Source organism: Lactobacillus kullabergensis, from assembly GCF_003151025.1.
Taxonomy (GTDB): domain Bacteria; phylum Bacillota; class Bacilli; order Lactobacillales; family Lactobacillaceae; genus Lactobacillus; species Lactobacillus kullabergensis.
On the sequence record NZ_CP029477.1, the window covers coordinates 770,234 to 789,185 of the forward strand.

Below are 18,952 nucleotides of genomic sequence, written 5' to 3' on the forward strand. Positions count from 1 at the left end.
TTAAATCTGTCATAAAAAAACAATCCTTATTTACACCAATTTATTTTAAGCATCAAAAAACTCGTGAAAAACAAATTTTGTTTTATTCACGAGTTTTTATTTGTAAACAGGTTACTAATTTAAATTAAATTTTTCCCATGCAGTTTCGATTTGATCATAATTTAATGCTGCTGTCTTAGGAAAAAGTAAATTAGCATCTTTTAGATCCGTTATAGACTGATAAAGCACCTGACTTGTTGATAGCAGTGATACCTGCAATTGAATCTTCAATACCTACGCAATCTTGTGGTTTAAGATTAATTGCTTCAGCTGCAGCAATAAAAATGTCTGGTGCTGGCTTACCAGCAGCAACTTTACTTGGATCTGCAATAGCATCAAATGCATCTGTCAATTGTAATTTTTCTAGTATGAATGGACCATTTAAGCTAGCAGAAGCCAAAGATAGTTTAACGTTATTTTTCTGAAGGGATGAAATTAATTCACTAATTCCAGGTAAGATATTTGCAGGAGTTAAACTGGCCAACAAATTGCGGAAAATATTATTTTTTTCAGTGGTCATTTCATTAAATTGTTCTTGTGACACGGAGATATTTAAAAATTTTAAGATTGCCTTTAAAGAATCTGTTCGACTTACACCTTTTGTTTGCTTTTCAAGTTCATCCGGCAATTCGCGGTTAAAATGATTTTTGATTAATTTTCTCCAAGCTTGGAAATGGTATACGGATGTATCTGCAATGACTCCATCTAGATCAAAGAGAACGCCTTTCATTTAAAAACTTCCTTTCACTTGTTACTGGCGTAGTATCAAGTATTTTCTTAATTTGGTTAAAATCTTCGTCTGAAATATTAATAAATGGCAACAGACTATTCAATTCTACCATAGAATTTTCACCAAATTTTTTGAGATTATCGGGATCTTGCAAAAAGTCAAAAACAGTATTGATTGGTCTTAGCTGTTTAACCAGTTCCGAATCACCCATTATTAGTTTGACTGGCATGTTGATATTGTAGTATTCAATATAACTGTTTTCAGGCACATAAGAGATTGTAAAGTCACCATTAGTTAATTCCAATGGCATCGATGCTGGCTGACCATTAATTTCTACTTTATCCTTCACTCTAGGTAATTTTACGGTTACTCTTTGACCAAAAGGAATACTAAGGTTGACCTTGATAGTGTGTTTGGCATCAGTTTCCAGTTGGTAAGCCATTTTAAGATCGCCATAAGAACTGTGATAGTGTCCTGAAATCTTTTTAAACCGATAATCAAATTGGGGCGCAAAAAGCACGTTTTGATAGCCATTGTTCTGTTTCCTTAAGCCCAAAACTTGTTGATAAACCCACTGCATAATTGCACCGATTGAATAGTGGTTCAAAGAGTTCATTCCTTCAGGATTCATTGAGCCATCAGGCAAGACTGAATTCCAGCGTTCCCAAATAGTAGTAGCACCCAAATTAACTTCATAGAGCCAGCTTGGAAAATCTTCCTTGAGAAAAATTTGCGTTGCTAATTTGTGTTCTCCATTTTCTGACAGAACCTGACAAATAAAGGGCGTTCCAATAAAACCAGTTTGTAAATGATTGTGGTCTTTTTTTAGCCTCTGAACAAGATCGTTAACAACGCGTTTTTTCTGTTTTTCTGGTACTAAATCAAAATGAAGAGCTAAAGCATAAGCTGTTTGTGTATCAATTGCTAGACGGCCATTTTTAGTAATAAATTCATCTCTGATAGCTTTTTTAATAGCTTGAGCTTGTCGGTCATATTCTTGAGCATCAGCAGTATTACCTAAAATGCGAGCTGCTTGAGCAACAATCCAGCTGGAATAAGCATAATAAATTGAGGCAATATAGTCTTCGTCAGTTTTTCCACTAGGTACAGCCGGGTTCTCACCGTCTAAAGACAGCCAGTCACCGAATTGAAAGCATCCTGTCCAAAGATTCTTGGTCGTGGTTGCTTGACCAATCCAATCTACCCAGGCTTTCATACTAGAATAATTTTGTCTTAAGATAGCCGGATCGGCAGTAGCCTGATATGCTGTCCATGGAATAACAGTTGCGGCATCTCCCCAAATTGCTGCACCACCATTATCATTTCCCATAGCTGGCGCGTACATCGTTAACATGCCGTTATGTGCAGCCTGCTCAATTTTCATGTCTTTAGCATACTTTTTGAAAAAAGGGTATGCATTCATATTTAAAATGGCAGTGCTGGCAAAAATGTCGGCATCTCCTGACCAGCCCAGGCGCTCGTCTCGTTGCGGACAGTCTGTTGGAACATCAAAGAAGTTGCTTTTTTGACTCCATAAAACGTTTTGAAGCAGGCGATTAACTTTGGCATTAGTGGTTTTTATATTACCAGTAATTTCAAGATCGGAATAAATTACCGCTGCACTGAAATCATCTTTTCTTAAGGGGTGGGAATTGCCGGAGACTTTGACATAGCGGTAACCGTAGTAGGTAAAATGTGGTCGGATCCATTTTTGTTTACCGTTTGAAATATAATGAAAAGCAGCACGAGCCTCGCGCAGATTATCCCGGTAAAAATTGCCGTCTTGAAGGATTTCTCCCATTTGCAGCTTGATTTCCTTACCAGCTGATTCGTGGTTGTAAAATTCTGGCCAGCCAGCTTGGTTTTGACCGAAATCAAGAACGGTTTCACCTTTAGGAGTGTGAATAATTTCCTTAACAGGCAAATATTCTTTTACTTTTAATGGCAGGCTTAGACGATCATGCAATATATCTTTAGAATGATGCAATATAATTACCGGTTGCCAATCAATTATTTTCTTGGTAGCGTCAAAGTCTTCACCATAATAAATGGCTGATTTGGTTATTTTGCCAGCAGAAGTTTGCCATGAGGCGTCGGTATTTATTATCTGACTGCTGCCATCATCATATGCGATATGCAACTCAGCAATAGCCATTTGTTGGTCGCCATAAATGCAATCTTTACCGCCATCGAAACCGAAGTTGCCTTTATACCAACCATCCCCAAGGGAAATTAAAAGTTCCTGTTGTGATTTTTCATTCAGCATCTCAGTTACGTCATAAGTTTGAATCTGTGCCAGTTTGTCATAGGCTGTGACACCTGGTGCAAGGAACTCATTACCAATTTTTTTCTTATTTAAAAAAGCTTCGTAAACACCTAAACCGCTGATATAGAGGCGGGCATTTACTACTTTTTTAGTGATATTAATGCTTTTCTTTAATAGAGTATTTTGAATGTCTTTATTTTGATTACCAATCCATTCTGCAGTGAAAGGTTCATTCATTTTACCAGTTTCAAAGAAACTGTTTTTACTTGTTTGAGTATTATTATCTTTTAGAAAAATTGTTATTTCATAACGGGTTCGGGGCTTTAGTTCCAATTCGAAGTCAAAATAATTATTGTCGTATTGTTGCCACTGACTATCATAAACGGGTTTATGGGCACTTATTGTTAAACGCTTTTGTATATCATTTGCCTTTTGATTAGTTTCAGCACTGAATTCAATTCTTAAATGATTGTCTAAATCGTAACCAAGAGGTTTGGTATAATGGTTGACTAAAATATCTTTGATTTTTAACATTGATTTTCCTCTTTATAAATGAGTTTCAAATTGGCCACAGAATGGATCTACAGGACTTTGCCCGGTAAACTTGTCATGTCCCATCATTTTTTCTAGAAGAGCATCAATTGTGACATCATTGCCTGTATAAGCATTAATATAAGTTGAAACCATTGGAATATCAAAGAGGTGATAGGGATTGCAAGTAGAAACAAAAACTGTAGGGATGCTCTTCATGAACCAGGGAGCATCAGCTGCCATTAGATGAATCCAATCAAGTCTGGTTGTGGTTTGATTACTTGCCGTTTCAACGTTAGCTACATAAAATGCCAGGTCAAATTGATCCTTTTCGTATTGCACTCCACCTTCGAAAACTTCTTTAAAATCAAGATTTTTACGATCAAAAACTGTAACTTTAAATCCTTTTCCTTCAAGTTTTTCCTTAAACTTTGTGGTTACTTTTCCGCCCTCTTTAAAGCCGCCATCGTCTGTATCGCCTAAAACAACTAAACGAACTCGAGGATATTTTTCGGGAGTAATAGGCAAAAGCTTATCGCGATCTTTAACTAAGGTAACCGATTCTTGTGCTACTTTTTTTGCCATCTTTTTATGTGCAGATAATTTCAAATCAATATCTGGCGATGCAGGTTCACAAAGATTATTTTCTGTATCCATTACGCCTTGTGCAACTTTAGTTGCAATTATTCTGGTAACAGCTTCTTCGAGTCGCATCGTTGAAATCCTGCCGCTTTTGACTGCGTCAGTCACGAACTGATAGTCTTCATCGATATCCTTGTTGAATAAGATCATGTCGATTCCTGCGTTAATGGTGGCTGGTAATGCTTCTGAACGTGGCAAAATTGCATTGTACCCTATCATTGGCGTGGCATCAGTAATTGTGAGACCGTTAAAATGCAAAACAGTCCGTAAAAGCCCATCAGTTAATAGTTTGGAAGTAGAGGCAGGCCGTAAATCCTTATTTTCAATACCTGGTTGTAAACGGCGTTCCCAAGCCGGTTGCATAATGTGGGCAATCATGACAGCAGGCAAACCATTTTGAATTAAGTGACGATAAATTTGCCCGTATGATTCCATCCATTTGTCAGTAGATAACGAGTTAATTGAACTCAAAAGATGTTGGTCTCGCTCATCAACGCCGTCACCGGGGAAGTGTTTTGCTACTGGAATAATATGATTAGCATTAAAACCTTTGATTTGTGCATCTGACATTCTAATCACACGCTCTTTATTGCTGCCGAATGTGCGCACATTCATTATGGGATTACGAAAGTTTAAATCAAGATCTACAATTGGTGCAAAAGCCATGTTGCCACCAACTTGTTTAGCCTCATAGCCGGATACATCCCCTAAATTATATGCATTCTGTTCGTCGTTAGTAGATGCAACCTGTAAGGGTCTGCCGAACCAGGTTCCTTCACTTAATAATCCATTCCCGCCAGCTTCTAGATTGGCAGCAATGAACAGGGGCGTTTGACTTGCTTTCTGCGAAACAGCTATTTCACGCTGCAATTTTTGAGCTTTATCAGGACGATACATAATACCACCAGGCTGATATTTCTGAATAAATTTAGTTAAATCTTTTTTATCTTCATCTTTACCAATAACAAAGAAAAGCTGTCCGATTTTAGCAGCAAGAGACATGTTAGTTACTTTATTTTTGACAAAAGCGATCTCTTCAGCTGATAAGTTGTACGGACTTTGAGTTAAATCAGTCATATTTTCCTCCCAAATTTAGAAAAGTCTTGCTTTGTTCTTCATTTTAACTTAATGTAAAAAAGTAAACTATTGTTAAATTACATGATAAAACTGTCTATTTCACAGAATTTAAGTCACTAATTAAAAGGTATCAAAATGCACGAAAAAACAATCCAAATGTTACGTCAGAATAATGGGTTTCGCGATTGGAACACGATGTTGCAAGATTTTAAAATAGGTGAGTTTAAATTGAAAGTTGCTGGTCATATCAATAGTGAGCCTGTTTATGAGTTCTTCAATACTTATTCTGATAACTTTGTCTTAAACAGTAGTTCTATCACGATTTCTGTTCAACCCGTAAAATCATATATTCCATTTCATATACATGATTATGTAGAAATCAACATTCCTTTGGTAGGTAATTGTGTCGTAGTAACTGAGCATGAGCGTATAAAAGTTAATCAGGATAACATGATTTTTATCGGTATCAAAACTCCTCACAAAGTAGAACCAATTGGTAAAAATGGTGTAGTTTTAAATATTGAATTGCGTACATCTGCTTTTTCTTTAAATGAACTTAATTTTTTGCAATCAAAGGGCAAAGGTATTTCAATTTCTAACTTACTTTTTTCTTTATTATCAGACGAAGATCATGGTGAAGGACGATATAGTCTGTTCGAGATTGACCATGACGCCAAAATTACTGCTATTATTTACGATATCATTGACGAATATTATGATAATAAAATTCAGTCCGATCAGATCATTAAATTAGAAATGTTGACTATGTTTTCCTTGTTGATCAGAAAAACTTATTATCGTGAGGCTCAAGTAACTGATTCAAAAAAGAAAAATAATAATTTGCTCTCTTTGTTACTTTATATTGAGAAAAATTATTCTGATATCACATTGGAGCAAATGGCACAGCACTTTGGCTTTAATCCAAATTATTTATCAGATTACTTAAAGAATGAAACTGGATTGTCGTTTATTAAATTAGTTCAGTTGCAAAGAGTAAATATAGCTGCAGAATATTTGACTTACACTAAGGCACCAATCGAAAAGATTGCTACCAGAGTAGGATATGAAAATGCGTCCTATTTTTATAAAATTTTCAGACATTACTTTGGCATTTCTCCAGCAAAATACCGTTCTAACACGAGATAAGGGCATTTTTTCGTGTTTTCTTTTTTCGTTAAAATCTGTGAAATCAACATAGATTGTCTAGCTTTTGAATATTGTTCACCCATTTTAATGCACATATACTTTAATCAATGAAAGCGAATTAATAGGATAGGAGTGTAAAAAATGAAGAATTTTCAAAAGTGGCTGGAAAAATATCTGGTCCCGTTTTCAAATAAATTAGGACAAAATAAGGTCTTGCAAAGTATTTCTTCCGGCATGGTAATGACTCTGCCAGTCACAATAGGTGCATCAGTATTCTCGATATTTGCGAGCTTTCCAATTAAACCTGTTGCAGATTGGTTTGCCAAGGTGGGAATAACCCCATCAATGTCCGCTATTGTTAATGGTACTATGAATATTTTAGCTGTTTTCATCGCTTTTACTATTGCTTATAATTATGCAAAAAGTTGCAAAGAAAACGGCGTTGTTGCTGGATTATTTAGTTTAGCTAGTTTTTTTGTGTTAATGCCGCAAAGTGTTCCAAGTAAAAAGCCAGTTAATGCCTTTCAAATGACCTATATGGGTAGCGAAGGCATAATTGTGGCAATTATTCTGTCAATCTTAATCGGTGTATTTTACGTTAAATTAAGCAAAAATAAGAAACTGACTATTAAATTGCCAGATTCAGTCCCTAGTATGGTCAGTTCGTCAATTGAGCCACTGATAATTGGTATAATTATATTTATTACAGTTTTTATCGTTAGAGCAATTTTTGATTTTTCTCAATTCAAGAATGTTTTCGATTTTGTTAATAAACTAATAACTACTCCGCTTTTACACGTAGGTGGGTCACCTTTAACATTAATTTTAGTTTTTGCTCTGTCCAATGTTTTATTTACATTTGGAATTCATCCAGCTGCTATCGAATCTGTGGTTATACCATTAGTTATCTCAATGATGGTTGGCAGTACACCCGCTTTTCAAGCTGGCAAGACCATTCCATACTTAAGTAATCTGGTAGTTTTTGCATTTTCAAATAATGACGCAGCAGGTTCCACTCTTAGTTTAGTTATAATGGGTTTATTTTTGAGTAAATCCAAGAGATATAAAGAATTTTTCAAAGTTTCTGCTTTGCCCAATCTATTTAATATAAATGAACCTATTATCTTTGGTATGCCAATTGTTTTGAATCCAATAATGTTTATTCCGTTTGCTTTATCATCCTTTGTTTCGAGTAGCGTAGCATTACTAGCAGTTAAAATAGGTTTTATAACAAATTATAATCCTAGTTTAGGAATGGGAATGCCCTGGACAATGCCTAAAATAATTGCTGATACAATGATTATGGGTTGGCAAGGTGCAGTTGTCTGGTTAATAAACTTTTTGCTGATGTTTCTAGTTTATCTTCCATTTTTTAGAATTGCCGATAAACAGGCTTTTGAAGAGGAGAATAAGTGAAAATGAATAGTCAATTTAAACTTAAAGATGATTTTCCCGAAAATTTTCTCTGGGGTGCCAGTACTTCAGCCTTTCAAGTTGAGGGAGCAGCAAATGAAGATGGAAAGGGAATGTCAATTGCTGATTTAAGATCTAAAAAAAGCAAATTTTTAGATACTTCAGTTTCTGTTGATCATTATCATCATATTGAAGAAGATGTTGCTTTAATGGCAAAATTGGGATTGAAGAGCTATCGTTTTTCAATTTCTTGGTCACGAATATTTCCTCATGGCAATGATAAAGAACCGAATCAAAAAGGTATTGCTTTTTATAATAAACTGATTAATTTATTAATTAAAAATAAAATTGAACCCATTGTGACAATGTTTCACTTTGATTGCCCCGTTTCTTTGGTAAAGCAGTATGGTGGTTGGGCTAATCGTAAAGCCATTAATGATTTTTATAACTATGCTAAAACGCTCTTTAATGAATTTGGAGATAGAGTTAAATATTGGCTAACGATTAATGAACAATCTTTGCTAGCTAATGTCCCTGAAATGAATGGCATTAAAGATAAGGATTTGCGCCATTTAAGGGAAAAGGGTGAAAATTCTAATTACAATATGTTTTTAGCTCAGGCAAAAGTATATCGGCTTTGTCATAATATGTTTCCTAATTCAATGATTGGTCCAGCAGTATCCTATATGACTAATTTTCCTTATGATCATACTTCTAAAAATGCACTCAAAAGTAAAAACATGGAAGATTTAATCTCATTTATTGATATGGACGTTGCTTTAAGGGGAGAACTACCTAGTTACTATTTACGGTTCTTGAAGGACAACAACATAACCCTTGACTACCATGAAGGGGATGCAGATATTCTAAAAAATGGTCGAGCTGATTTTTTAGGATTAAACTGGTATACTACTTCTATTTTTAAACTTAGCGATAACGAAAATCCAAAAATGCTTGCCGGCGTCATTTCCAATGTCGAAAAAGTGAAAGATGAGCGTCTGATGAATTCAGAATGGGGCTTTTCTTATGACCCTGTTGGTCTGCGTTTTGCTCTGCAAAAAGTCAATGATCGTTATCCCAATATTCCCATTGTTATTACCGAATGTGGATGGCCTGAACGTGATCAACTTGAAAACGGTCAGGTGCATGACCCAAAACGGATCAAGTATCTCAATGGGCACATTTTTGAACTACGTGAATCTATTAAAGATGGAGTCAATGTAATTTCTTTTAATCCGTGGTCATTTTTAGATTTGTTAAGTGTTAATGATGGTATGGACAAGCGTTACGGTTTGGTTTATGTCAACAGGAATAATCAGTCAATGCTTGATATGAAGAGATATCCTAAAGATAGTTTTTATTTTTATCAAAAAGTAATAGCCACAAATGGAAAAAATGTATCTAAATTAGAAATTAACTAGTAAATTATCAAGAGAGTTATTTTATGAAACGACTGAATTTTAAAATAAATTCAAACTCAAAAACACCATTTCCGCATTATTGGGAAATGTGTGTCGGTAGCAGTCATGCATATACTGCATTGAGAGCTGATTATCAAGAGCAACTAACCAAGGTTCATCAAGAACTCGGTTTTAAATATGTTCGTTTTCATGGTTTGTTTGACGATGAAATGAGTGTCTGTATTGAAAATTTGGATTTTGCTGGTAAGTCACATGGCATCACCTATAATTTTGTTAATATCGATAAAATTTATGACTTCTTACTCAAAATTGGTACGAAACCTTTTGTAGAATTAAGTTTTATGCCAACCTGCTTGGCTTCAAAAAAGAATCAAATCTTTCCTTATGGTGGCAATAACTCTATGCCAAAATCTGATAAGGCGTGGACGGATTTAATAAACAAGTTTATTAAGCATATTATTAAACGCTATGGTAAAGAGGAAGTGGAATCATGGTATTTTGAGGTTTGGAATGAACCTAATTTGCCAATGTTTTTCTCAGGTACCAAAGAAGATTATTTCCACTTGTATGAAATAACAGTAAAAGCTGCCAAGAAGATTGATGAGAAATTGCGCTTTGGTGGTCCTGCAACATCTTACAATTCATGGGTACCAGATATGATTGATTTTTGTCAGGAAAACAAGTTGCCTTTAGACTTCATTTCAACACATCATTATCCGACAGATGATCCGTTGTGGGAAAGTGGCATGGATATCGATGAATTCTTCAAGAAAACTAACGGGGTTCCACAAGATTACTCTCGAGGGATATTAAAATCTATGACTACCAAAACAAGAGAAGAAGCTCAAAACTATCCACTATTTTATACAGAATGGAGTGTTTCAGCAATGGTTGGTGATTCCGCTCATGATACACCTTACGGGGCAGCAATGGTAGCCAAAACTTTAGCAGATAATGATGGACTAGTTGATGGCTATTCTTACTGGACATTTTCTGATATTTTTGAAGAACAGTCGCAAAAGCCCAGTATTTTTCACGGTGGTTTTGGAATGCAAACAGTTGATGGCATAGAAAAGCCTGTTTATAGATTATTTGAAATATTCCATAATTTAGGCTACCAAAGAATTAAGGTTGAAGATAATAATAATGCAACTGCAGAAATTTTAGCTATCCAAAAAGGTAATGACCTTCAGATCGTAGCATATAATCATAATGTACCAAAAAAGCCAATTAAAACAGAGCAGTTGGAAATAAATCTAGATAAAACAATTAGTGGTACCTGCGAAATAAAAAGAATTGATAAAAATCATGCTAATCCAAAGAAATTGTGGCAAGAGATGGGTGAACCAACCTATGTTAACAAGGATCAAGTTAAGAAATTGCGTGCTGCTTCACAGCTAAAAGCGGATAGCCTAAAAATAAAGGATGGTAAGATTAGCTTTGAACTAATACCACAATCATGCGCATTGATTACCGTTTCTAATTATTTTTAAAACAATAAAAGAACTTTAAACTACTGTACTTAAAGTTCTTTTTTATGGTTGCAAAAGTAATTAAATTACATAACTAACAAAAAACATCAAAATGCTTTCATCAAAAAATAATTCTCAAAAAAGTTTACTAATGCCTACGGATGTAAACATTTTGCAACAATAACAATTATTGTAAATAATTTTAGCAAAACGACTTTCAAGTGATTAAATAACTAAAAAAAGCCCCAATTTTTGTCTAAAACAAGGTATAATTTGAAATGAATTGAAGGGAGTTTTTTTACAAATGATGTGTGATAATTTGTTTTTCAAAATTTTGTGGGTAGTTGTTTACGCTATTACCGCTTATTTTACCTTTACCGGCAACATGATGATGGCGATGTACTGGATGGCAGGCGGTATGCTGGCTCAAGCAGTAGTTGACCTCGTCTATCATTTTTGGCCAAATCGTAAAAAGTGTTAGAAAGAGTCTGAGAAAAAAATCTAACCTAACTGAAAAGGCTGACAAATCACGTTAATAAAACGTTGATTTGCCGGTCTTTTCATATTGTAAAATTCTTTGATTTAACTTCAAAGAGCACTTTTTTTCCTAGACTATTTTTACTGATCGTTTTCTTTTAAAAAACTCTGAATAATTCTTTCTCTCATAGTTAGAAAGACCTGATTATGACCAGTAGGGTGAATACGATTGGTCAAAAGAATTAAGCCAGACTTTTTTACGCGGTCAAGAAGCATAAGAACACCAGTGAAGCCGGTATGCAGAATCAGCGGGTAATGCAACTGAGGGTCAAAGCGCAAGTCCCAGCCCCATGAGCGTGGCTTGACGCCCGCCGGATTTTTATTATCGAATAACATTGCGACAAGTTCTTGACTGAAGGGTAGAATGTGTTTATCCAAGCCCAAGTAACCTTTACTTAATTTAACCAAGTCATTCATTGTGGAGAAGAGTCCTGCTGAACCGCAATCACTACCAAGCTGGCGTGCTTTAGGATCGTGCGGTTCTCCTTGCAAAACTTTTCCTTGGTAAACAGCAGTTGGGACACATAATTCCTTAGGGGGATTGAATGTCGTATTTTCCAAACCAGAAGGCTCAATTATTAATTCTTGACCAACTTCTTGAACTGGTTGCCCAAATATTTTTTTAACAACCAACCCCAACAAGATAAAATTCGTATCGGCATAGCGCATTTGATGTTCAAACTCGTCTGTGACGGGTAAATGAATGATGGCATTGATTAATTCGTCGCGAGATAACTGATCGCGCTTTTCAATCCAGCCACGTATTCCGCTGGTATGAGTAAGCAGATGAAAAAGGCGGACACGTTCATCTTTAAATTCAGGAATAAAGTCGTGCAGTGGTTCAGTAAAATTGAGCTGTCCGTCTTGATATAATTTGAGAAAAATATTTTCAGTAATAATTACTTTGGTCAGACTGGCTAAATCATAAATAGCAAAAGGGCTAAGTTGAGTAACTGTCGGATAGGTACTTGCAAAGCCGACGGTTGAAGTGAAAACTTGTTCATTTTTTATAAAAGCATAGTTAACGCCCGGTACAATGCGTTCCGTAACCATTGATTCAATTAAATTTTGGGTGTTTGAGTAGTCAATCATATAAACTATCCTTTGTTCAAAGTTTCTTACTCTATTATATACAATTCATTGATTTATTTTTGCAAATAAGTGTGAATGAAATTTTAAATGTTAAAAAACAGATTTAATGGTAAATTTGATGTAATCGCTTGCATAAATGGAATTCTAATGTTAGATTTAAGTTTGTAAAATAAAAGAACTTTTATTTGACGTGTTACTGGTAATGCAGGCAAGATCAAATGTATGTAATTAAGAACCGAGATTAACGGTTTTATTTACGTATGTTTGGTCTTTTTTATTGAAATAAAAGAAGGAAAATTATGGATAATCATAAAATCGCGCTACAAATCTTAGATGGTGTAGGTGGAAAAGAAAATGTCTCTGGTTTAACGCATTGTTTTACCAGATTGAGATTTGTTTTAAAGGATGAAAGTAAAGCAAGCAAAGACAAAGTTTCCAGTATAGAAGGAGTGATTCAGGTTGTAGAGGCCAGTGGTCAGTTTCAAGTCGTTTTAGGTAATAAAGTGGAAGCAATTTATGATGAAATCATGCCGCTGCTTGAAAATCCTGATACGGAAGATGGTGAGCAAGACAAAAAAGTTGGTATTGGTACAAAGATTTTAAATGTTGTAACTGCTATTTTTACACCAACTATTCCGGCCATTGCCGCTTCGGGAATGTTAAAGGGTATTTTGGCTGTTGCAGCATTAATTGGCTTAAATGTCTATCACGTTGATATAAAGACATTTAATACTTATATTATTTTGAATGCTGCGTCAGATGCTCTATTTTATTTTATGCCAGTGATTTTGGCTCGATCGGCTGCTAAAGTTTTTAAAACAAATGAATACATAGCTATGACTCTGGGAGCAACGCTATGTTATCCCACTTTGGTAGAGTTGATGACGGGAAACAAAGCAGTAACGCTGTTTGGGATTGGAATTACCAAGGCAAATTATGTTTCCTCGGTTGTTCCCATCATCATAGCGGTTTTTGTACTGGCATACGTTGAAAAATTTGTTAAAAAAATAATGCCGGATGTGCTCAAAATTATTATGGTACCAACTTTGTCTTTACTTATTATGGTACCTGCAACCTTAATGATTTTCGGCCCAATTGGTATTTATATTGGTAACGCAGTTAACTGGGCATATCACTATATCATGAATTTAAGTCCAATTTTGTTGGGTGCCTTTGTTGGTGGTATTTGGTGTGTACTTGTTATTTTTGGTGCTCACAGAGCAATTATTCCGATTGGTATAAACGATGTTGCTAAAACGGGACGGCAAAACCTGCTTGCCTTTGCTGGTGCAGCAAACTTTTCACAAGCTGGTGCAGCTTTGGGAGTTTTCTTCAAAACTAAAAATAAAAATCTGAAAACTGTGGCAGCTTCAGCTACAGTGACAGCATTGTTTGGTATTACCGAGCCGGCTATTTATGGTGCTAACTTGCGTCTGAAAAAGCCTATGGTTTATGCAGTAATTAGTGGTGCTTTAGGCGGTGCCTTAATGGGCTGGGGAGGTTCTTACGGAAATGCTTTTGCAAATCAAGGTGTCTTGACTATTCCCGTATATGCTTCTGCCGGAACTAAGGCTTTCATTTGTTACATTTTGGGTTGTTTAATTGCCTTTGGTGGAGCTTGCACTTTAACAGTTATATTAGGTTTTAATGATTTACCTAGTGATGATCTTGTAGAAAAAAATAGTTCAAAAACGGATCAAATTGAGGATACTCAGGAAGAAAATCCTGCTAAAACGATTGATGAAGATTTAGTTGCAGATGATTGCGACTTATCTGTAAATTCTCCTGTTGAAGGTAAGACGATACCTCTAGCTCAGGTTTCAGATGAAGTTTTTGCATCCGGAGTTTTGGGTAAAGGCGTTGCAGTTCAACCTACTTCAGGAAAAATTTTAGCTCCTGCTGATGCCACAGTTAGCATGATATATCCGACTTTACATGCAGTTGGTTTAATATTAGACAGTGGAATTGAAATGATGATCCATATTGGCATCGACACTGTTAAACTAAATGGACAGTATTTTGAAAAACACGTTCAAGATGGAGATCATGTCAAGAAGGGGCAACTGCTAGTTTCATTTGACATTCAAAAGATTGAGCAGGCAGGTTATGACTTAACCACGACCGTTGTAGTGACTAATTCGAAAAACTATGCAGCCATTGGTTCGACGAACAAGGATAACGTCACTGATAACGACCAGTTGTTATACCTGTTATCGAAATCATAATATCGAAATCTAAGATATGATTATTAGAGGAGTAAATATGGAAAAATTTAACCCAGACTTTTTATGGGGTGCATCTTCATCAGCCTTTCAAATTGAAGGCGGCTGGAACGAAGATGGTAAGGGAGAATCAGTAGCAGATTATAATTCTTTTCTTTATGCTGGTCTCCAGCAAGCTGATACAAAAGTGGCCAGTGATTTTTATCATCATTATCAAGAAGATATTTCTTTAATGAAAGAATTAGGTCTTAAAGTATACCGTTTCTCCATTGCCTGGTCGAGAATTATTCCTGACGGTGATGGTCAGGTTAACCAAAAGGGGATCGACTTTTACAATAAAGTGATTGATTGCCTGATTGAAAATGGGATTGAGCCGTTTGTTACCTTATATCATTTTGATTTGCCTCTGGCCTTGGTAGAAAAATATAACGGCTGGGAAAACAGGTCTTGCATTTCGGCTTTTAGAAGATACGCCCAAATATGTTTTAAAGAATTTGGTGACAGAGTCAAGAACTGGCAGGTGATCAATGAGCAAAACCTGATGGTTCGTGTAGACGAGCGCTTAAACATGTATCATGTTGAAGCTAAGAATAAAGAACGTGTCAGAGCACAAATGGATTACAATATGTTTGTAGCAAGTGCCTACGTTATGCAAGATTGTCATAAGATGGTGCCAAACGGTAAAATAGGACCAGCAATATCATCCACCATGACTTATCCGGCATCTACTAAGCCACTTAATGTTTGGGCTGCTAAAATGAATGACAATTTTAAAACCAATTATGCTCTAGAAATGTATTGTCATGGTCAATATCCTGGGTACTATAGCAATTACCTTAAAAAAGCCGACATTTTACCATCAATGCAAGATCAAGATGAGCAAGTATTACGGGATGCTCAGCCTGACTTCATAGCAGTCAATTATTATCGTACTCTCGTTGCCAGTTACTTACCGAGTGATGCCAATCACCCATTTGGTACAAGGAAAAATGATGTGGATTTTGATCTGTATGGCTATTTTAAGATCGAAAAAAATACTAACTTGTCCGCAACGGAATATGGTGCTCAAATCGATCCTATGGGCTTGAGAATTGTACTGAATGAATATTATCGTCAGTTTCGTTTGCCAATGATTATTACCGAAAATGGTTTAGGTACTCCAGACATTATGGCAAAGGATGGCAAGATTCATGATCAATACCGCATAAACTATCTTGCTGATCATATCAAGGCTTGTTATGATGCAATTCAGGATGGGGTAAAACTAATCGGTTATTGTCCTTGGTCAGTTATGGATCTGTTAAGTTCGCATCAAGGATTTAAAAAGCGTTATGGCTTTATTTACGTCAATAGAACTGATAATGATTTAAAAGATCTACGTCGAATTCCCAAGGATAGTTTTTACTGGTACCAAAAGGTTATTACAAACAATGGATTGGTCAACTAAACAATAGTATGCAACTAGGTGGTGAGCTGATGAAAGTGCTAAAAGTTTTGAATAATTCGCTTGTTTTAGCATTAGATGAATCAGGTGCAGAGTGTATCCTAATGGGCAAGGGTCTAGGCTATCATAAAGCAATTGGTTATCCTGTTAAAAAAGCTGAAATTCAAAAGATTTTTGTCTTAACCGATAATAAAATGCTAAAAAACTTTATTCAGCTAGCCAGTACGATAGACGAAACTTATCTAAATATGGTTAAGGAAATAATAGATTTTGCCTCCAGAAAATATCAAATCAAAGTAAAAGATTACCTTTATTTATCCCTGGCTGATCATATTTCTTTTGTGGTAAAGCGAGTTAAAGAGGGAAATATTGGTGAAAATTTCAACTATCCTGACGTCTTACTTCACTATAGAAATGGATATCAGATAGGATTATTTGCAGTTAATTTGATTAATAAAAAAATGCAGGTTTCGTTACCAAATAGCGAAGCAACAGGCATTGGTTTACATTTTGTGGATGCGGAAGTTGATGTTGATGACCAACAGAAAAACAGGGAAATAGCTGATTTGGTAAGTAGTCTCGAAAAAATAGCTCAAAGGATTATCGGAGGCAAGATTGACCAAAATACTTTCACTTATTCACGTTTTTTGACTCATCTAAATTATTTTTGTGAAAGGGTTTATGAAAACAAATTGTTTTCAGATGAAGATCAGGAAGGACTTTACAAAGACCTGGCTGCAAAAATGCCCAAGGAAGTTGAAATTATTAATGCTTTCGATGAGTTTATTAGGAAAAAAATCAGATTGAGGATTACTAAACAGGAGAAAATATACTTAATTGTTCATTTGCACAAAGTAGTTGAAGAAAACTGCAAAAAAGTGTAGTTGGTAAAAAATATGAGCGATAATAAAAAACTTCCGAATTGAAAAGCTTTTCGGAAGTTTTTCTTTGTGTTAAAAATACTCATTAGTTAAATTTAGTTTTTGAACTGAAAGTACTTGACAATAACTGTCTCTTCAAGCATAATAATTACTGTTGATTTTGCCCGCTGGTCAAATGGTTAAGACGCCACCCTCTCAAGGTGGAGTTACGAGTTCAATTCTCGTGCGGGTGATTTAACACTGGGATATAGCCAAATGGTAAGGCACAGGTTTCTGGTTCCTGCATGTTTCGGTTCGAGCCCGGATATCCCAATAAGAATGGCTTAGCAACAGGGTTTATGAGAGTTGAAAAACAAATTTGTCCATCATTTGCCCATCAGAGTTGTTACAAAACGCTAGATGAAATGCTCATCTAGCGTTTTTGCTTATCTCATAGTGCTTTGGTGTTTTATATCAGATACCTATTTTTAAAGGTGGTTCACTATTCATAGAAGTAATCGGCAAAAATTGGGTTTATCTCAATATCTAGTCTTTGGGTATGTTAGTATTTTTGCTCAACAGAATATTGTTCAAATTCAATCATAATATTAGAGCATCTTTTTCTATTTGGTGGAGCCGACCATTAGCGTCTAGACAGTTAATTCTGGCAGATCATGATTTTTGCTAACATATTTATTTTGCCTTTGATTTCTAGCTAAAATAGGGTGAATTAACTATTTCGCTATTGCTTATCATAATTAAATTTTAGATGTGGTTCCAAGGGAATTCTTAAACGCTTACTGTATTGTTCACTTTACTTTCAGGATTGCACGATAGTTTTTTGGAAAATGCATATCGTGTAAGATTGCAGCAAAACTTACAGATTGAAAACATGGCTCATATTTGTCAAATAATTTATAAAGTTGTTTGACAAAATCGTAGTATTCTTTTTTACTTAGAACTAATTTTAGGGCAACTATTAATTCGAAAACACCACTTTGGCTGTTAACAATAAAATCATTGAGTTTTAAATCCTGCTTTATCAATCTGAATTTTTTAGTTTTTAAAATTAGTTTGTTATAGGTAATTTCATCATGGGCTACAGAATTTCTAAAATAATTTACTAAGATGTTTAAAGTTTCAATAGATTGAGGTTGAATTTTAATTTCAGTTTTATAGTTACGCTTATATTTTAGTGAAAAGTCGCTAGCTATTACTCTTTTGATTTTATCTGTACAAACGCTGTAAAAATAATTTAATTCTCCAAAAGTTAAATAATTTACAAGAACCCAAAGAGGTACATGCTTGTGTTCATTGACATAATGACTGATGGCATTCTTCTTATTGGCGTTTCTTTTAATTTCATTAGACAAATTGCTTATAGTTTTTACTATAGAAACAATTTTTCCTTATCACTTGAATAATTGTCTATTGCTAGATAGGAATGGGGTTCTTTGTATTCTTCAGAAAACCTATAAGATATTTCGGAGCCTAAATTGCTTTCATATTCCATTAATGGTGTATAAAGAATTCTGCGCAAGTTCTTATCAAAATCGTATAAGCTCTTTATTTCTTTAAAACTAGCATTCTTTAAATATTTTTCTGGTGATACAGGAGTGCCATTGGAATCCCTCTGTAAGAATAATTGCTTGTATCCATTAACTATTGAATAGTAACCATGTTCTTCTAATGCACGTTTATCACTAGACTTTACCGTAAGACCTCTTTCGCGAAGAATTTTCATTTGTTGATTATGACTTTTAAACGGTTTTTTATTAATAAAATCATTTACTGACATTTGTATTCCTTAAAAATTATTTTGGTAAAACAAAAAGCCCCATATCTGTAATAATACAGAACATGAGGCATTGTTAGTTCGACACCTACTCCTCGGGCCCTTCGAACTTGATCCATATTCGTATTATAGCAAATTTATTTTTATAGTAAATATACAATATTTGGTAGTTTTTCTTCAAAAATCACTAAAAATAGAGAAGACTACACAACATCTTGTATTTTTTTTACATATTAGCTATAAATGAAAAAAGTGATATATCTTG

14 protein-coding genes and 2 tRNA genes are annotated in these 18,952 nt (G+C 35.0%); 10 read left to right on the forward strand and 6 right to left on the reverse strand.

The genetic code is table 11. The features are described 5' to 3' along the window. Nucleotides 1-190: 190 nt before the first annotated feature. Genes pgmB through DKL58_RS03850 form a run of 3 tightly spaced genes read right to left on the reverse strand, consistent with a single transcriptional unit; the run spans nucleotide 191 to nucleotide 5,285 of the window. Complete coding sequence (gene pgmB, locus DKL58_RS03840; RefSeq protein ID WP_239386432.1) at nucleotides 191-769, reverse strand: beta-phosphoglucomutase; 579 nt, start codon at nucleotides 767-769, stop codon at nucleotides 191-193. Beyond that, nucleotides 750-3,569: an alpha-L-rhamnosidase gene (locus DKL58_RS03845; protein ID WP_109586163.1), complete on the reverse strand. Its 2,820-nt coding sequence runs from the start codon at nucleotides 3,567-3,569 to the stop codon at nucleotides 750-752. The genes pgmB and DKL58_RS03845 overlap by 20 nt, the downstream gene beginning before the upstream one ends. A 12-nt stretch (nucleotides 3,570-3,581) precedes the next feature. Then, nucleotides 3,582-5,285 carry a glycoside hydrolase family 3 protein gene (locus DKL58_RS03850; RefSeq protein WP_109586164.1) on the reverse strand — a complete coding sequence of 568 codons (1,704 nt, stop codon included), beginning with the start codon at nucleotides 5,283-5,285 and terminating at the stop codon, nucleotides 3,582-3,584. Nucleotides 5,286-5,420: 135 nt separating this feature from the next. Here DKL58_RS03850 and DKL58_RS03855 point away from each other — a divergent pair, with 135 nt between their 5' ends. The 5 genes from DKL58_RS03855 to DKL58_RS09565 all read left to right on the forward strand — a co-directional run bounded on the left by DKL58_RS03855 (nucleotide 5,421) and on the right by DKL58_RS09565 (nucleotide 11,218). Then, on the forward strand, nucleotides 5,421-6,431 hold the full coding sequence (locus DKL58_RS03855) for an AraC family transcriptional regulator (protein WP_109586165.1): 1,011 nt from the start codon (nucleotides 5,421-5,423) through the stop codon (nucleotides 6,429-6,431). Between the two features lie 141 nt (nucleotides 6,432-6,572). Next, nucleotides 6,573-7,847, forward strand: a complete 1,275-nt coding sequence (locus DKL58_RS03860; protein ID WP_109586166.1) for a PTS sugar transporter subunit IIC — start codon at nucleotides 6,573-6,575, stop codon at nucleotides 7,845-7,847. Nucleotides 7,848-7,849: 2 nt separating this feature from the next. Next, a complete protein-coding gene (locus DKL58_RS03865) occupies nucleotides 7,850-9,265 on the forward strand; it encodes a glycoside hydrolase family 1 protein (protein WP_109586167.1) in 1,416 nt (471 codons plus the stop codon). A gap of 23 nt (nucleotides 9,266-9,288) precedes the next feature. Next, entirely contained in the window at nucleotides 9,289-10,758 is a 1,470-nt protein-coding gene (locus DKL58_RS03870; RefSeq protein ID WP_109586168.1) for a GH39 family glycosyl hydrolase, read from the forward strand. Nucleotides 10,759-11,041: 283 nt separating this feature from the next. Further along, nucleotides 11,042-11,218, forward strand: coding sequence for a hypothetical protein (locus DKL58_RS09565; RefSeq protein ID WP_167594934.1), 177 nt, complete (start codon nucleotides 11,042-11,044; stop codon nucleotides 11,216-11,218). Between the two features lie 137 nt (nucleotides 11,219-11,355). Here the strand turns inward: DKL58_RS09565 and DKL58_RS03875 are convergent, their stop codons facing one another. After that, nucleotides 11,356-12,366 carry a serine hydrolase domain-containing protein gene (locus tag DKL58_RS03875; RefSeq protein ID WP_109586169.1) on the reverse strand — a complete coding sequence of 337 codons (1,011 nt, stop codon included), beginning with the start codon at nucleotides 12,364-12,366 and terminating at the stop codon, nucleotides 11,356-11,358. Nucleotides 12,367-12,665: 299 nt separating this feature from the next. Here DKL58_RS03875 and DKL58_RS03880 point away from each other — a divergent pair, with 299 nt between their 5' ends. From DKL58_RS03880 to DKL58_RS03900, 5 genes are all read left to right on the forward strand, one after another. Continuing rightward, nucleotides 12,666-14,591 carry a beta-glucoside-specific PTS transporter subunit IIABC gene (locus DKL58_RS03880; protein ID WP_109586170.1) on the forward strand — a complete coding sequence of 642 codons (1,926 nt, stop codon included), beginning with the start codon at nucleotides 12,666-12,668 and terminating at the stop codon, nucleotides 14,589-14,591. Between the two features lie 37 nt (nucleotides 14,592-14,628). Beyond that, entirely contained in the window at nucleotides 14,629-16,035 is a 1,407-nt protein-coding gene (locus tag DKL58_RS03885; RefSeq protein WP_109586171.1) for a glycoside hydrolase family 1 protein, read from the forward strand. A 29-nt stretch (nucleotides 16,036-16,064) separates the two neighbouring features. Then, nucleotides 16,065-16,916: a PRD domain-containing protein gene (locus DKL58_RS03890; protein WP_109586172.1), complete on the forward strand. Its 852-nt coding sequence runs from the start codon at nucleotides 16,065-16,067 to the stop codon at nucleotides 16,914-16,916. A gap of 158 nt (nucleotides 16,917-17,074) precedes the next feature. Continuing rightward, nucleotides 17,075-17,146, forward strand: a tRNA-Glu gene (locus tag DKL58_RS03895). Between the two features lie 8 nt (nucleotides 17,147-17,154). Beyond that, nucleotides 17,155-17,226, forward strand: a tRNA-Gln gene (locus DKL58_RS03900). A gap of 475 nt (nucleotides 17,227-17,701) precedes the next feature. On the opposite strand, the gene DKL58_RS09665 is transcribed toward DKL58_RS03900, so the two are convergent. Both DKL58_RS09665 and DKL58_RS09670 read right to left on the reverse strand, forming a co-directional pair. Beyond that, nucleotides 17,702-18,265 (reverse strand): Abi family protein, encoded by a 564-nt coding sequence (locus DKL58_RS09665; RefSeq protein WP_162542326.1) that lies wholly within the window; start codon nucleotides 18,263-18,265, stop codon nucleotides 17,702-17,704. 17 nt (nucleotides 18,266-18,282) lie between these two features. Then, nucleotides 18,283-18,690: an Abi family protein gene (locus DKL58_RS09670; RefSeq protein ID WP_109586174.1), complete on the reverse strand. Its 408-nt coding sequence runs from the start codon at nucleotides 18,688-18,690 to the stop codon at nucleotides 18,283-18,285. Nucleotides 18,691-18,952 lie beyond the last annotated feature (262 nt).

What these genes read in the sequence shown, in the direction of transcription:
- DKL58_RS03885 (WP_109586171.1), top strand. Translation starts at nt 14,629, where the DNA reads ATGGAAAAATTTAACCCAGACTTTTTATGGGGTGCATCTTCATCAGCC.
- DKL58_RS03855 (WP_109586165.1), top strand. Translation starts at nt 5,421, where the DNA reads ATGCACGAAAAAACAATCCAAATGTTACGTCAGAATAATGGGTTTCGC.
- pgmB (WP_239386432.1), bottom strand. Translation starts at nt 769, where the DNA reads ATGAAAGGCGTTCTCTTTGATCTAGATGGAGTCATTGCAGATACATCC.
- DKL58_RS03880 (WP_109586170.1), top strand. Translation starts at nt 12,666, where the DNA reads ATGGATAATCATAAAATCGCGCTACAAATCTTAGATGGTGTAGGTGGA.
- DKL58_RS03870 (WP_109586168.1), top strand. Translation starts at nt 9,289, where the DNA reads ATGAAACGACTGAATTTTAAAATAAATTCAAACTCAAAAACACCATTT.
- DKL58_RS03875 (WP_109586169.1), bottom strand. Translation starts at nt 12,366, where the DNA reads ATGATTGACTACTCAAACACCCAAAATTTAATTGAATCAATGGTTACG.
- DKL58_RS09670 (WP_109586174.1), bottom strand. Translation starts at nt 18,690, where the DNA reads ATGTCAGTAAATGATTTTATTAATAAAAAACCGTTTAAAAGTCATAAT.
- DKL58_RS03845 (WP_109586163.1), bottom strand. Translation starts at nt 3,569, where the DNA reads ATGTTAAAAATCAAAGATATTTTAGTCAACCATTATACCAAACCTCTT.
- DKL58_RS03850 (WP_109586164.1), bottom strand. Translation starts at nt 5,285, where the DNA reads ATGACTGATTTAACTCAAAGTCCGTACAACTTATCAGCTGAAGAGATC.
- DKL58_RS03865 (WP_109586167.1), top strand. Translation starts at nt 7,850, where the DNA reads ATGAATAGTCAATTTAAACTTAAAGATGATTTTCCCGAAAATTTTCTC.
- DKL58_RS03860 (WP_109586166.1), top strand. Translation starts at nt 6,573, where the DNA reads ATGAAGAATTTTCAAAAGTGGCTGGAAAAATATCTGGTCCCGTTTTCA.
- DKL58_RS03890 (WP_109586172.1), top strand. Translation starts at nt 16,065, where the DNA reads ATGAAAGTGCTAAAAGTTTTGAATAATTCGCTTGTTTTAGCATTAGAT.
- DKL58_RS09565 (WP_167594934.1), top strand. Translation starts at nt 11,042, where the DNA reads ATGATGTGTGATAATTTGTTTTTCAAAATTTTGTGGGTAGTTGTTTAC.